Origin of the sequence: Kribbella sp. NPDC026596, assembly GCF_040638415.1 — a bacterium.
In the GTDB taxonomy this organism is placed as follows: Bacteria; Actinomycetota; Actinomycetes; order Propionibacteriales; family Kribbellaceae; genus Kribbella.
This window is the reverse complement of the sequence record NZ_JBEZYF010000010.1, coordinates 127167-140416: the sequence shown is the minus strand read 5'-3', so window position 1 is coordinate 140416 and position 13250 is coordinate 127167. Positions and strand designations below refer to the sequence as shown.

Here is a 13250-nt window from a genome sequence, read left to right as displayed (position 1 = left end):
CACCCACCCGTCGGGAGAAATCAGCTCAGCAACTTGGCGATCCGGCCGACGCCTTCGGCCAGGTCGGCGTCGCCGAGCGCGTAGGACAGACGCAGGTAGCCGGGGGCGCCGAAAGCCTCGCCCGGCACCACTGCCACCTCGGCCTCGTCCAGGATGATCTCGGCCAGCTCCGCCGAGGTCGACGGCGTACGCCCACCGATCTCCCTGCCGAGCACGCCCTTGACCGACGGGTACGCGTAGAACGCGCCGGTCGGCTCGGGGCACTCGATGCCGGGGATCTCGTTCAACAGCCGGACCATGGTCTGCCGGCGCCGGTCGAACGCCAGCTTCATCTCGTCGACCGCGGACAGGTCGCCGGTCAGCGCGGCGATCGCGGCCCGCTGGGCGACGTTGCAGACGTTCGAGGTCTGGTGCGACTGCAGATTGGTCGCGGCCTTGATCACGTCCTTCGGACCGATCATCCAGCCGACCCGCCAGCCGGTCATCGCGTACGTCTTGGCGACGCCGTTGAGTACGACGGTCTTGTCGGCCAGCTCCGGCACCACCACCGGGATCGAGGTCGACGTCGCGTCGCCGTACGTCAGGTGCTCGTAGATCTCGTCGGTGATCACCCAGAGGTCGTGCTCGAGCGCCCAGCGGCCGATCTCCGCGATCGCCTCCGGGCTGTCCACCGCACCGGTCGGGTTGGACGGCGAGCAGAACAGCAGAGCCTTGGTCTTGTCGGTCCGGGCCGCCTCGAGCTGCTCGACGGTGACGCAGTAGTTCTGCGACTCGTCGGCGAGCACCTCGACCGGCACACCGCCGGCCAGCCGGATGGTCTCCGGGTACGTCGTCCAGTACGGCGCCGGCAGCAGCACCTCGTCACCCGGGTCGAGGAGGGTCGCGAACGTGTTGTAGACAGCGTGCTTGCCGCCGTTCGTGACCAGGACCTGGGCGGCCTCGATCTCGTAGCCGGAGTCGCGCCTGGTCTTGTCGACGATCGCTTGCTTGAGCTCCGGCAGACCGCCGGCCGGGCTGTAGCGGTGGTTCTTCGGGTCCCGGGCGGCCGCGACGGCCGCCTCGACGATGTAGTCGGGCGTCGGGAAGTCCGGTTCGCCGGCGCCGAACCCGATCACGGGGCGCCCGGCCGCCTTGAGCGCCTTGGCCTTGCTGTCCACCGCCAGCGTCGCCGATTCACTGATGGCGCCGATCCGCGCCGAGATCCTGGAACCCATGCGCCCATCCTGGCACCAGCCCGCCGCGCCCCGCAGCGCGGTATCACCAGGCGTACGCCGTACCGCCTCCGAAGATCCCGTGATCCCGGGAACACGCTGGGGGCGTGGTCCGTTGGGACCGGGTGAAGGCTGTATGGTTCTGGTCGCGGTACGGCGCCCGGTGAGGGGTCGTTCGGGTGGAGCCTCAGTTCGACCAGGTGGCTCGGACCCCGTACACTCTTCTAGTCCGGGCGTTGATGGCCCTGATCCGGCATGCCCGAGATCAGGTCCTGTGCGGCGTCCGGAGGATTGCAGAGGGCACTAGCTCAACTGGCAGAGCATCGGTCTCCAAAACCGAAGGTTGGGGGTTCAAGTCCCTCGTGCCCTGCAAATCCTGACCGGCGCAGGGCCGGTCAGGCCGCCGCTAGCGAAAGAGGTAGGTCGTGACGGAGACGCGCACCCCGGCACCGTCCGGCGCCGGCAAACCTGCGGAAGGCAAGCAGGGCAGGGGCCTGCTGCGCTTCTACCGCCAGGTGGTTGCCGAGCTCCGCAAGGTCGTCTGGCCGACTCGCAAGCAGCTGTCCACCTACTTCGTGGTCGTCCTGACCTTCGTGGTGTTCGTCATCGCGATCGTCTCGGTGCTCGACCTCGCCTTCGGCTGGGCGATGTTCAAGATCTTCGGCTGAGGTTCGCAGCCGCCCGCTGAACAGCCTTGCCGCAGGTCCCTGACCCGAAGCCAGAACAACACCCGATGCAGAGATGACGGAGTACAACGTGTCCGAGCGCGACGACGAGGTCCTCGAACTGGAGGACGAGTTCGACGTATCCGCTGACGCCGACGACGACGTCGACTTCGACGAGAACGCCACCGACGACGACCTGTTCGGTGACGACGACGATGACGACGACGACCCGTTCGCGGGCCTCGACGACGAGGCCGACGAGGTCGCTGCCGACGACGAGGACGAGGACGACGAGGAGTACTCCGCCGACGACGAGGCCGAAGAGCCGCCGGCCGACGAGGACGACTCCGACGACGAGCCGGTCGTGGTGGTCGCCGCCGCCGACGAGGCCGAGGCCCCCGAGGTGGTGACCGAGGCCGACGTCGAGGACGCGGCCGAGGAGCTGGCCGAAGAGACCGCCGAGACCGCGCCGGAGAGCACCGAGGAGGTGCCGGCCGTCGACGAACTGGTCTTCTCCAGCGACGACGACGGTACGACGCCGGATGCCGAGGACGAGGCCGACGACGACGACGCCGATGTGGACGCGCTCGCCGCGGCCTCCGCGGCGACCGAGGACGACGAGGCTGTCGTCGAGGAGGACGCCGAGCCGGAGGAGCCGGGCGACCCGCTCGAGGAGCTGCGCAGCCGGCTGCGTTCGCAGATCGGTGACTGGTACGTGGTGCACACGTACTCAGGGATGGAGAACCGGGTCAAGGGCAACCTTGAGAACCGGATCAACTCCCTGAACATGGAGGACTACATCTTCGAGATCATCGTGCCGACCGAAGAGGTCGCCGAGATCAAGAACGGGCAGCGCCGGATGGTCAAGCGCACCGTTCTCCCCGGCTACGTGCTGGTCCGGATGGATCTGACCGACGAGTCCTGGTCGACCGTGCGGCACACGCCGTCGGTGACCGGCTTCGTCGGGAACAGCCAGAAGCCGGTCCCGCTCAGCCTCGAAGAGGTGGAGAAGATGCTCGCTCCGGCCGTCGTGGCGGCGGCCGAGCAGGCGGCTGCCGAAGCCGGCGCCGCACCCGCCAAGACCGCGGCCAAGAAGAAGGTCGAGGTCGCCGACTTCGGTGTGGGCGACTCGGTCATGGTGGTCGACGGGCCGTTCGCGACCCTGCACGCCACAGTCACGGAGATCAATGCCGAGGCCCAGCGGATCAAGGCCCTGGTGGAGATCTTCGGCCGGGAGACCCCGGTGGAACTCAGCTTCAACCAGATCCAGAAAGTCTAAGGACCCGACAGAATGCCTCCCAAGAAGAAGATCGCTGCCCTGGTCAAGGTGCAGCTCCAGGCCGGTGCCGCGACGCCGGCACCGCCGGTCGGTACCGCGCTCGGTCCGCACGGCGTCAACATCATGGAGTTCTGCAAGGCGTACAACGCCCAGACAGAGTCCATGCGCGGCAACGTGATTCCGGTCGAGATCACCATTTACGAAGACCGTTCCTTCACCTTCGTCACCAAGACGCCGCCGGCGCCGGAGATGATCAAGAAGGCCGCCGGTCTGCAGAAGGGCTCGCCGGTCCCGCACAAGGAGAAGGTCGGCAAGATCACCAAGGACCAGGTCCGGGAGATCGCCACCACCAAGATGCCGGACCTGAACGCCCGCGACATCGACGCCGCGATGAAGATCATCGAGGGCACCGCGCGCTCGATGGGTGTCACCGTCGACGGCTGAGCCCGCTCATCGGTACGACGTGAGTCCGGCGGGCAGACCGCCGTACGAACGAGCAGTAGACGCACGCAGTTGTGGCAGGGCGAAGCGCCGCCCGGAGACCACACCCCAGAGAGGACATGCAATGGCACAGCGCAGTAAGGCTTACCGCGCGATCGCGGACAAGATCGACTTCGACCACTTGTACACGCCGCTCGAGGCGATCCGGTTGGCCAAGGAGGCCGCCGGCAGCAAGAAGTTCAACTCGACGATCGACGTCGCGATGCGCCTCGGGGTCGACCCCCGCAAGGCCGACCAGATGGTGCGCGGCACCGTCAACCTTCCGAACGGCACTGGCAAGACGGCACGGGTCCTCGTCTTCGCCACCGGTGAGAAGGCCGAGGCCGCGAAGGCCGCCGGCGCCGACTTCGTCGGCGACGACGACATGATCAAGAAGGTGACCGACGGCTGGCTCGACTTCGACGCCGTCGTCGCGACCCCTGACCTGATGGGCAAGGTCGGCCGGCTCGGCCGCGTCCTCGGCCCGCGTGGTCTGATGCCGAACCCGAAGACCGGCACGGTGACCCCGGACGTGGTCAAGGCCGTGACGGAGATCAAGGGCGGCAAGATCGAGTTCCGGGTCGACCGGCACGCGAACCTGCACTTCATCATCGGCAAGGCGTCGTTCGACGAGGCCCAGCTGGTGGAGAACTACAGCGCCGCGCTCGAGGAGATCCTCCGGCTGAAGCCGGCCAGCTCCAAGGGCCGCTACATCAAGAAGACGGTCGTCTCGACCACGATGGGACCGGGCGTCCAGGTTGACCCCAACCTGACGCGCAACCTGCTCGAGGAGCAGAGCGCGGACGCCTGAGCCACCTCAGCACCAGAAGGACCCCGGGATCTCCCGGGGTCCTTCTGTTTTGCGGGGGGTCAGCGGGTCAGTCGGAGGGGCAGGTCGCCGGTCTGCACGGTCCAACCGTCCTCGTGTTCCTCGAGGATCGTGCCCGCGGCCGCGCTGGACGGTGCTGGTACGACGTCCGTTCTGGTGATGACGTGGGTCGTGCCGGCGAGCTGGACCTTGGCTTGGGGTGAGGTCACGTTGAGGGCGGCGGACTTCCGTCGTACGACGTGAGACGATTCGGTCAGGTCGAGGAGCATCTCCTCCTCGGTGAAGAACGGCGCTTCACTGGCCGCGGCGGGATCTTGCCGCTCGCCCGGATCGCCGGCCACGAGCCGCGGAACCGCCTCGTCCAGACACCGGCCGAGCAGGTCGCCCCAGACCTGCATGATCCCGGTGCCGTTCAGGTCCTCGGGGAGCGGTGCGATGCGCTGGGCGAGGATCGCGCCGGTGTCGAACTCGGCGGCGGTCCGGTGCACCGTCGCGCCGATCCGCTCGTCGCCTTCGTAGATCAGCCGCTGTGGCGTCGGACCGCGCCCGGCCGGCAGCGGTGACGGGTGGCAGTTGATCGCGCCGTACTTCGGAATCTCCAGGATCTCCGCCGGAATCAGCCGGGGGAACGCAGCCGAGATGACTACATCCGGCCGCAGCGCGTCGATCACCGGCGCAGCCACGGTCCGCAGCTTGCGCGTGATCAGTACGTTCGTCTGATCCGGCAACTCCGTCACCATCGGCCGGCTCTCGCCGTACCGCCCGCTCTCCGGCAGCGTCACCACCAGCACGAGCTCATGCCCGCTCCGCTCCGCGAACTCGCGCACCAACCGGAACCCCGGCAGAAACGCATTCAACCCAACGATCCGCAGACTCACACCCTCTTGTACGTCCATCACACCCCCCACGGTTCCACGCCTCAGGTTCTTCCGCGCGAGCAAAACAAGCCATCGGCTGGCGTCATTTCTCTCTACGGTCGCCTCATGAGTGTTGTTACGCGCGAACAGGCCGTGTCCTACCGGCTTCGGGTGAACCGGCTGGTCGAGCGGCTTTCGGCCGGGTCATACGAAGAGGCGGCGTTCGTCGGTTTGCAGGACACGGCTCCGCGGGACGCGCTCCTGGGTCTGCACGCTCGAGTCACAGACTGCGAGCCTTCGGGGTGGGAGCACCCGAGTCTGATCCAGACCTACAGTCCACGCGATGCGGTGTATGTCCTGCCCCGGAAGGACTTCGGCGTCTTCACCCTCGGCAGACTTCCGCTGGCCGCGGAGGCTGTCCGTCGCATTGTCGAGGTTGCGGACAACGTGTGCCGGCTACTGGACGGGCGCGAGTTGCGCGGTGGGCTTCCGGGGCTGCGGGCTGCCTGTCCGAGCGGCCGGATCGCATTGCGCTGGACCACCAGTTCCTTGTGGGTGCGCGAAGTCCCGAGACCGGATGTCGATGTCGACGCGGCACGTGAGGAGTTGTGTCGCCGTCATGTTCACCGGTTCGGGCCAACCACTCCGAAAGCGTTTGCTTGGTGGGCGGGTTTGTCTCCTGCGGATGCTCGGCAGATCTGGGACGGGGTGTCGAGCGAACTGCTCGAGGTCGACTTCGACGGCACACCGGCCTGGATCCTGCGGACTGACGAGGCGGGCCTGCTGGAGGCGACGCGGCCGCGCGGCGTCCGGCTGCTCGTCGCTCCGGATCTGCGGCTGCTCGGGCGGGACCGCGATGGCCGCTTCATTGCCCCGGGTCTGCGGGCCCTGACCTCGGCGGCGGACTCGTTTCATCCCAACGGAGTTCTCGTCGACGGCAGGATCGTGGGTGCCTGGGGGCGGAAGGCCGGCAAGGTCGACGTCGTCCTGACCGAGCACCTCGAACCCCACCAGTACGACGAACTCGCCGCAGAGGTCTCGGCGTTCCCGATCCCCGGCGCTCACCTGGCTACGTGGTGATGAGGTCGGGGGTTAGGGCGGCGGGGGTGGTGTGGCCGGAGAGGCGGAGGGAGTGATCCAGCTCGGTGGCCAGGTCGGTCAGGAGGCGGGTGACGCCGGCGGAGGAGTCGACGGTGAGGGCCCAGAGGGCAGGGCGGCCGACGAAGACGGCGCGGGCGCCGAGGGCGAGGGCGGCGAGGATGTGTTCACCGCGGCGGATGCCGCCGTCGACGTACACCTCGGTGCCCGTACCGGCCAAGGCTTCGGCCACCTCGGGGAGTGCCTGGGCGGTCGGGATCGAGCCGTCGAGCTGGCGGCCGCCGTGGTTCGACACGATGACGCCGGCGGCGCCCGCGTCCGCACACCGCTTGGCGTCGTCGCCGCGGAGGACACCCTTCACCACCACTGGCAAACCGGAGCGCTCGGCCAGCCAGCCGATGACATCGGGGGTCAGGTCGTCTGCCTTGTCCAGATCGTCGTCGGTCCACTCACCCTCGGGAAGGTTCGCCAGCCACTGACCCGGCTGCACGAGATCCCAGATGGTCGGTCCGTCGTCCTCCTTCCGGCCGACGACAGGCGTGTCGACGGTCAGCACGACCGCTCGGGCGCCGCCCTCGACCGCGGCGTCGAGCATCCGCATGGTGATCTCGCGATTCCGCAGGACGTAGAGCTGCAGCCACCACGGCACTCCGGTCGCTCCGAAGTCGGCGAACGTCGTCCCGGCGTTGGTGGAGACGCCAAGCACCGAGTTTGCCGCGCCCACGCCACGCGCCATCGCGATCTCGCCGTCGGGGTCGACCATCCGCTGCAGGGTCGACGGTGCGACCAGGATCGGTGCGTCGACAGGCGTGCCGAGGACCGTCGTACTGAGGTCGATCGTCGAGACGTCGTTCAGCACGTGCGGACGGAAGCGGTACCCCGACCAGGCCGCGACGGCCTCACCGACGCTGATCCCGCCGGCTGAGCCCTGCCGGAAGTACCGATGTGCGGCTTCGGGCAGTTTCTCGGCGGCCGCGGCTTCAAGAGTGTCGATCCATCGCATGCGCTCCATCGTTGCACCGGTTTCGCCAGCACGGGGATAAACCGGGGGCGGTGGTTGAGGGTGGTCGGTAAAGTAGAGGTATGACGCGGTATGGGCGGCGATTTCCACGCCCCGGCCGGCACGACGGTGCCGACGGGGTGAGCTGCTGCTGCGCTCTCTCCTGAGGTGACCGCGGCCGACCGGGGTGGATCGATCCCCCGTCGAGACCGTCATTTGGAGAGAAAGCCATGTCCGTCCTCACTTCGGCAGAACTGCACGCTGCCCTCGCCCTGCGCGACCTCACTGATCCCGCCCAGGGGCCCCACGCCATTCAACTGATCGTCGACTCGTTGCGTACGGCGCTCAGCACATCCTGGCCGTACACGGAGGTCTGGATCCGCCACGACCATCCCGTGGTCCCACTGGCCGACAACTACGACAACCTCGGGTACGCCGGTGACGCGGTGACCAGGGACGCCCGCTACACGCGTTACGCCTCAGAGACCGAGGTACTGCGAAGTCACACCTCGGCGATGATCCCCCCGGCCCTGCGTGAGCTCGCGGCGTCCGATTCGTCCGACGTACTGATGATCTGTGCGGGCATCTGCTACCGCCGCGACTCGGTCGACTGGCAGCACACGGGTACGCCGCATCAGCTCGACCTGTGGCGGATCAGCCGCAACGTGACGCTCGGAGAACCCGAACTGGAAGACATGATCGCCCGTCTGGTCGACACCATCCTGCCGGGGCAGACGTACCGGACCGTTCCGGCGGTGCACCCGTACACGATCCATGGTCGGCAGATCGACGTCCTGCTGGGCGATGAGTGGATCGAGATCGGTGAATGCGGTGTCGCCGCACCCGATGTCCTCCGTCGGGCCGGTCTGGACGACAGCTGGACCGGACTGGCGTTGGGATCGGGACTCGACCGGCTTCTGATGCTCCGCAAGGGCATTCGCGACATCCGGTTGCTCAGGTCAACGGATCCGCGGGTGGCGGGTCAGCTGCTGGACCTCTCGCCGTACAAGTCCGTCTCGTCGATGCCGCCCGTACGCCGTGACCTCTCGGTCGTCGTCGGCGCGTCAACCGACGTGTCGGCGGAGGTGCTCGGTGACAAGGTCCGCGACGCGCTCGGAGCGGACGCCGATGCCGCGGAGTCACTGGAGGTGCTGGGCGAGACGTCGTACGACGATCTGCCGACGGGTGCCCGTGAGCGCCTCCAACTGACCCCAGGTCAGCGGAACCTCCTGGTCCGACTGGTCCTCAGACCGGTGGATCGCACGCTCACCGACACCGAGGCCAATCTCCTGCGGGACAAGGTCTACCAGGCACTGCACGAGGGTTCGGTCCTGGAACTGATCGGAGGCTAGCGTCTTCGCAGCTCCCGCGTGGCGACGACGAACGCGCATAAGGCGAGCGGTAGCTCCAGGAGGAGCGCCTCGGCCAGTGAAAGGCTGCGGTCGACCCCGGCCGCCGCGGTGCTGACGTCGAACCATGCGTCGGCGATCAGCAGCGTCCCGGCCGCCATCGCGGTCAAGGCGGCGTGCCTGTTGCGGGCATGCAGCAGGTACGCCGTCAGCCCGGCGGCGATCGCGGTCCCGCAGTCGAGGCCGATCCACGCGACCTTCCAATGGTCGGCCTGATAGGTGCTCGGCAGGGTGACCGCGAGGATCAGGCACCAGGGCAGCAGCACGGCCGCGACCCCCGCGGCAACCACGGTGGCCAAGCCGCCGGAGGAGCGGCGCGGGCGGATCCTGCCGTCCAGCCGTCCCTCGGCGATGTAGTCGTCCAGCGCGTCGGCCACGCGGTCGTCGATCGCGTCGCCGAAGGTGCCGTCTATGGTTGTGGCCGGCCTGCCGTCGAATGTCGTCGTCATACCGTCGAGCATTCCGGCGCCGGCCGTTCGGCACAGTCCGGCCAGCCCACGAACCGGGGTGGGGTTAACCCCCGGTGAGAACCGTGGGATATCCCGATGTCGGGCCCGGCAACGGCGACGTAGGTTGTGTCGTGCGACCGGAGCCGAGACGGGGAGGTGGTTCGGGTGACGGATATCGCGAGTCCGGTTCCCCGGACGCCGTGGCGGCTGTGGCGCTCGCCGTACTTGTGGTTGGCAACGATCCACCTGCTCGGCGACGCGATCGTCGTGCTCACGTCCGGCGTGCTGGTGCTGGCCTCGGTGATCGTCGCCATCCTGGCCTGGCCGCTCGCGTACGTCGGCATCCCGCTGACCGTCGGCGCGAACCGGCTCGTCTACGCGGTGGCCGGGTGGGAGCGGGCGCGGGCGCGGATCACCCGGGGGCAAGACGTTCCGCCACTGATACCACCACCGCCGGCCGGTTCGCGCGTGGCCGATGCCCGGGCGGCGCTGGCGGACCTGGGTCTATGGCGGCAGTTCCTCTACTACGTGCTGCTGTTGCCGATGGCAATGGTGTGGATCGGGGCGATCTTCTTCGCCTGGTCGGTGCCACCGGTGCTGATCGGGTTGCCGCTGTACTACACGCGGTTCGCCGCGTCGCAGGCACAGCTCGGGCCGTTCGTGATCGACACGATGACGAAGGCCTCGGTGGCGGCGGTGACCGGTGGAGTCTTCCTGCTCGTCGCGTCGCCGATGGTGATGCGGACGGCGTCCGCCCTGGACGGCCGGTTGGCGCGGGAGTTACTCGGCCGGTCCGAGACCGGTGCGCTGGCGGAGCGCGTAACCAAGCTGGTGGAGAGCCGGCAGCAGGTGGTCGACTCGGTCGAGGCCGAGCGGCGGCGGATGGAACGCGACCTGCACGACGGCGCTCAGCAGCGGCTGGTGTCGCTCGCGATGACGCTGGGGCGCGCGAAGAACCGGATGGGGGAAGGCGATCCGATCGTCCGTGGCCTGATCGAGGAGGCACACTCCGAGGCGATGCAGGCGATCGCCGAGATCCGCGATCTGACCCGAGGGCTGCATCCACCGGTGCTGACGGACCGTGGTCTCGACGCGGCGATCTCGGCGGTCGCTGCTCGGTCGCCGGTGCCGGTGCAGGTCCGGGTCGCCGTGGATCCGCGGCCGTCGCTGACCGTCGAGTCGATCGCGTACTTCGTCGTGACGGAAGCACTGACGAACGTCGCCAAGCACGCCGAGGCCGCGCAGGCCTGGGTCACGGTCGAACGCATCGCCGACTACCTCCGCATCGAGGTGCGCGACGACGGGAAGGGTGGTGCGAATGCGGAGACCGGCGGCGGGATCCGTGGACTGGGCGACCGGGTCGGGGGTGTCGATGGACTGATCACCCTCGTCAGCCCACGGGGTCGCGGGACCGTACTGATCGCCGAGGTGCCGTGTGGCTGAGGAGGCAGGAGGAATGCGGGTGGTGATCGCCGAGGACTCGGTGCTCCTGCGGGAGGGCATCGTGCGGTTGCTCGAGGAGGAGAACTGCACGGTGGTCGCGGCCGTCGGTGACGCGGACGCGTTGCTCAAAGCGGTGGACGAGCACCAGCCGGAGGTCTGCGTGGTCGACGTCCGGATGCCGCCGACGTTCACCGACGAGGGCTTGCGTGCGGCGCTCGTGATCCGCGAGCAGTTCCCGCAGATCGGCGTACTGGTCCTCTCGCAGTACGTCGAGGAGCGGTATGCCAGCGAACTGATCGGGGGCAACCCCGGCGGAGTCGGGTACCTGCTCAAGGACCGGGTCGCGGATGTGGATCAGTTCATCGACGGGCTGCGCCGGGTCGCCGGCGGTGGGGCCGCGCTCGACCCCGAGGTGATCTCACAACTGCTGGTGCGATCGCGGCACGTGGACCCGCTGGCCGTGCTGAGCCGGCGGGAACAGGACGTTCTCCGGGCGATGGCGGAGGGCAAGTCGAACGGCGGGATCGCGCAGGCCTTGGTGGTCGGCGAAGGGGCAGTGGAGAAGCACATCAGCAACATCTTCCTGAAGCTCGGACTCGCGCCGACGGACGGTGAGCATCGGCGGGTGCTCGCCGTACTCAAGTTCCTGGAGTCGTGATGACGACCGCGCAGCGCAGGATGCTGATCATCGGCCTCGTGCCGTTGTTGGTGCTTGTCGTCACCGGGGCGGCGGTGACGGTGTCGTTGATTCGCGGGAAGTTGCCCTACAGCTACTCGGCCTCGTTCGCTCCCGGGGCGCAGGGGGTGCGGGTCGTGTCGGAGGTGCCGGCGCAACTGCTGGCCAGTGTGGACGGGCAAGTGCATGTGACCGTTGACGGTTCGTATGCGGTGGCCAAGCCGGCGATCGACATCTCGACGGCCGGAGGTGTGCTGACCATCGACACCAGTTGCCCGGATGCCCATTGCCGGGTGGATCTGACCGTGGAGGTTCCGGCGGCGTCCGCGGTGCAGGCCAAGGTCGAGCAGGTCTCGCTCGATGTCGTCGGGGTCGCTTCACCGCTGACAGTGGATGCGAGCGACGGTTCGGTCGACATGACTCGGCTCCGGAGTACGCAGGTTTCAGTGGATGCGCGGCGCGGCTCGATCAGCCTGATGTTCGACGTCCCGCCTGATCAGGTGGGAGCCACCGCCAGCGAGGGGTCTCTCACTGTCCAGTTGCCGTCGACAGCGACGTACGCGGTCGATGCTGTCAGTGCCCAGGGCTCCAACCAACTCGACATCCCCAACGACCCGGCCTCGAGCCACCACCTCTATCTCCGGACGAGCTATGGCAGCATCACCGTGCAGTAGTCATAGGCGGGAGATCTGCGTTGGGCCGAGTCCCTCGTGAAGGCGGACTCCGTGGCCCGGGGTCGTGGGAAGGACGATCTCGTCGGCGGTCAACGATGGGTAGCCCTCGGCGAGGTCGGCGTACCAGGTGCGGATGAAGGAGCGGGCGGTCTCCTGCATCAGCCCGTTCGGCTGGCTGCAGACGAGGTGGGTGGCGACCGCCAGCGAGACCGGTCCGGTGCAATCGTGCGGCGCGATGGGGACGGAGTAAGTGTCGGCCAGCGAGGCGATCTTGACGGCCTCGGTGAGGCCGCCGGTCCAGCCGATGTCGAGGGTGGCGACGTCGGCCGCGCCGGCCTGGAAGAGCGGAAGGAAGCCGCGCCGGCCGACGCAGGTCTCGCCGGTCGCGATCGGTACGTCGATCTCCGCCCGCAACGCACCCAAGGCACTGACGGCATCCGGCCGCAGCGGGTCCTCGATCCAGTACGGACCGAACTCGGCCAGCGCCCGCGCGATCTTCGCGGCCGCGGTCCGGGTCCACAGGCCGTGCAACTCGATCATCAGATTCATCTCGAGGCCGACCTCCGACCGGATCGCCGCGACGATCTCGAGACCGGCGGCCAACTCCCGCGGCGTGATGTCCGTGCCGTTGCTCGCCTCGGCCGCCTCGTCGAACGGCCAGATCTTCATCCCGCGAATGCCTTCGTCCCACAGCTCACGGGCGAGCCGTGCCGGGTGATGCAGGAACGCGTAGAGGTCCTCGTACTGGCCATCCTCAGCCAGCCCCCAGTTCGACGAGTTCTGCCGGGTCGTCGTACTGACGTAGCGCACGCCGGCGCACGTGTTGTACGTCCCGATCCGGTCCCGGACAGGCCCGCCGAGCAGCCGCGCCAACGGCAACCCGGTGGCCTGACCCATCAGATCCCACAAGGCGACGTCGACCGCGCCCTTCCCCCGCAACTCGGCCCCGCCGCCCTGATAGCCGACGTACGGCGTGAGCAGGTTGGCCACGTGCTGCGGGGACGGATCGTCCATCCCGAGCAAGGCGGGAGCGACCGTCTCGTGGATGTGGGCCTCGACGGTGCGAGCGCCGAAGAACGACTCGCCCAGGCCGGTCAGTCCGGTGTCGGTGTGCACGCGGACGAAACACAGGTTGGACTGGACCTGTGGGCGGATGGTCTCAACCGCAGTCACCTTCACG

14 protein-coding genes and 1 tRNA gene are annotated in these 13250 nt (G+C 68.2%); 10 read left to right on the top strand and 5 right to left on the bottom strand.

Going from position 1 to position 13250, the window contains the following annotated elements; all coding sequences use genetic code 11:
• Window positions 1–20: 20 nt before the first annotated feature.
• The gene (locus AB0E63_RS11140) at window positions 21–1214 is read right to left on the bottom strand and encodes a pyridoxal phosphate-dependent aminotransferase (protein ID WP_360364198.1); all 1194 of its coding nucleotides are present in this window, start codon (window positions 1212–1214) and stop codon (window positions 21–23) included.
• Window positions 1215–1508: 294 nt separating this feature from the next.
• Between AB0E63_RS11140 and AB0E63_RS11135 the strand changes: the two genes are divergently transcribed.
• From AB0E63_RS11135 to rplA, 5 genes are all read left to right on the top strand, one after another.
• Window positions 1509–1581 (top strand) — tRNA-Trp (locus AB0E63_RS11135).
• A 55-nt stretch (window positions 1582–1636) separates the two neighbouring features.
• Window positions 1637–1879, top strand: coding sequence for a preprotein translocase subunit SecE (gene secE / locus AB0E63_RS11130; protein ID WP_130384685.1), 243 nt, complete (start codon window positions 1637–1639; stop codon window positions 1877–1879).
• 502 nt (window positions 1880–2381) lie between these two features.
• Entirely contained in the window at window positions 2382–3155 is a 774-nt protein-coding gene (gene nusG, locus AB0E63_RS11125) for a transcription termination/antitermination protein NusG (protein WP_360364281.1), read from the top strand.
• A gap of 12 nt (window positions 3156–3167) precedes the next feature.
• Window positions 3168–3599, top strand: a complete 432-nt coding sequence (rplK, locus tag AB0E63_RS11120) for a 50S ribosomal protein L11 (RefSeq protein ID WP_360364196.1) — start codon at window positions 3168–3170, stop codon at window positions 3597–3599.
• A gap of 121 nt (window positions 3600–3720) precedes the next feature.
• The gene (gene rplA, locus AB0E63_RS11115) at window positions 3721–4446 is read left to right on the top strand and encodes a 50S ribosomal protein L1 (RefSeq protein ID WP_360364194.1); all 726 of its coding nucleotides are present in this window, start codon (window positions 3721–3723) and stop codon (window positions 4444–4446) included.
• Between the two features lie 59 nt (window positions 4447–4505).
• On the opposite strand, the gene AB0E63_RS11110 is transcribed toward rplA, so the two are convergent.
• Entirely contained in the window at window positions 4506–5360 is an 855-nt protein-coding gene (locus AB0E63_RS11110; RefSeq protein ID WP_360364192.1) for a formyltransferase family protein, read from the bottom strand.
• Between the two features lie 87 nt (window positions 5361–5447).
• Between AB0E63_RS11110 and AB0E63_RS11105 the strand changes: the two genes are divergently transcribed.
• Window positions 5448–6401: a crosslink repair DNA glycosylase YcaQ family protein gene (locus AB0E63_RS11105; protein WP_360364190.1), complete on the top strand. Its 954-nt coding sequence runs from the start codon at window positions 5448–5450 to the stop codon at window positions 6399–6401.
• On the opposite strand, the gene AB0E63_RS11100 is transcribed toward AB0E63_RS11105, so the two are convergent.
• The gene (locus tag AB0E63_RS11100) at window positions 6391–7422 is read right to left on the bottom strand and encodes an alpha-hydroxy acid oxidase (RefSeq protein WP_360364189.1); all 1032 of its coding nucleotides are present in this window, start codon (window positions 7420–7422) and stop codon (window positions 6391–6393) included. The genes AB0E63_RS11105 and AB0E63_RS11100 overlap by 11 nt on opposite strands.
• 227 nt (window positions 7423–7649) lie before the next feature.
• Between AB0E63_RS11100 and AB0E63_RS11095 the strand changes: the two genes are divergently transcribed.
• A complete protein-coding gene (locus AB0E63_RS11095; RefSeq protein WP_360364187.1) occupies window positions 7650–8771 on the top strand; it encodes a hypothetical protein in 1122 nt (373 codons plus the stop codon).
• Here the strand turns inward: AB0E63_RS11095 and AB0E63_RS11090 are convergent.
• The gene (locus AB0E63_RS11090) at window positions 8768–9277 is read right to left on the bottom strand and encodes a hypothetical protein (protein ID WP_360364185.1); all 510 of its coding nucleotides are present in this window, start codon (window positions 9275–9277) and stop codon (window positions 8768–8770) included. The two genes, AB0E63_RS11095 and AB0E63_RS11090, sit on opposite strands and share 4 nt — an antisense overlap.
• Window positions 9278–9442: 165 nt before the next feature.
• Between AB0E63_RS11090 and AB0E63_RS11085 the strand changes: the two genes are divergently transcribed.
• The 3 genes from AB0E63_RS11085 to AB0E63_RS11075 are packed head-to-tail and all read left to right on the top strand — an operon-like array spanning window position 9443 to window position 12070.
• Window positions 9443–10720 carry a sensor domain-containing protein gene (locus AB0E63_RS11085; protein WP_360364183.1) on the top strand — a complete coding sequence of 426 codons (1278 nt, stop codon included), beginning with the start codon at window positions 9443–9445 and terminating at the stop codon, window positions 10718–10720.
• Window positions 10721–10733: 13 nt separating this feature from the next.
• Window positions 10734–11378, top strand: coding sequence for a response regulator transcription factor (locus tag AB0E63_RS11080; protein ID WP_360364181.1), 645 nt, complete (start codon window positions 10734–10736; stop codon window positions 11376–11378).
• Complete coding sequence (locus tag AB0E63_RS11075; protein ID WP_360364179.1) at window positions 11378–12070, top strand: DUF4097 family beta strand repeat-containing protein; 693 nt, start codon at window positions 11378–11380, stop codon at window positions 12068–12070. Before AB0E63_RS11080 ends, AB0E63_RS11075 begins: the two co-directional genes overlap by 1 nt.
• Here the strand turns inward: AB0E63_RS11075 and AB0E63_RS11070 are convergent, their stop codons facing one another.
• The gene (locus tag AB0E63_RS11070; protein WP_360364177.1) at window positions 12071–13249 is read right to left on the bottom strand and encodes a mandelate racemase/muconate lactonizing enzyme family protein; all 1179 of its coding nucleotides are present in this window, start codon (window positions 13247–13249) and stop codon (window positions 12071–12073) included. It abuts the gene before it with no gap.
• Window position 13250 lies beyond the last annotated feature (1 nt).

Excerpts from the sequence above, each read along its gene's own strand:
- AB0E63_RS11140 (WP_360364198.1), bottom strand. The coding sequence starts at position 1,214 with ATGGGTTCCAGGATCTCGGCGCGGATCGGCGCCATCAGTGAATCGGCG.
- rplK (WP_360364196.1), top strand. The coding sequence starts at position 3,168 with ATGCCTCCCAAGAAGAAGATCGCTGCCCTGGTCAAGGTGCAGCTCCAG.
- rplA (WP_360364194.1), top strand. The coding sequence starts at position 3,721 with ATGGCACAGCGCAGTAAGGCTTACCGCGCGATCGCGGACAAGATCGAC.
- AB0E63_RS11110 (WP_360364192.1), bottom strand. The coding sequence starts at position 5,360 with ATGGACGTACAAGAGGGTGTGAGTCTGCGGATCGTTGGGTTGAATGCG.
- AB0E63_RS11105 (WP_360364190.1), top strand. The coding sequence starts at position 5,448 with ATGAGTGTTGTTACGCGCGAACAGGCCGTGTCCTACCGGCTTCGGGTG.
- AB0E63_RS11100 (WP_360364189.1), bottom strand. The coding sequence starts at position 7,422 with ATGCGATGGATCGACACTCTTGAAGCCGCGGCCGCCGAGAAACTGCCC.
- AB0E63_RS11095 (WP_360364187.1), top strand. The coding sequence starts at position 7,650 with ATGTCCGTCCTCACTTCGGCAGAACTGCACGCTGCCCTCGCCCTGCGC.
- AB0E63_RS11090 (WP_360364185.1), bottom strand. The coding sequence starts at position 9,277 with ATGACGACGACATTCGACGGCAGGCCGGCCACAACCATAGACGGCACC.
- AB0E63_RS11080 (WP_360364181.1), top strand. The coding sequence starts at position 10,734 with ATGCGGGTGGTGATCGCCGAGGACTCGGTGCTCCTGCGGGAGGGCATC.
- AB0E63_RS11075 (WP_360364179.1), top strand. The coding sequence starts at position 11,378 with ATGACGACCGCGCAGCGCAGGATGCTGATCATCGGCCTCGTGCCGTTG.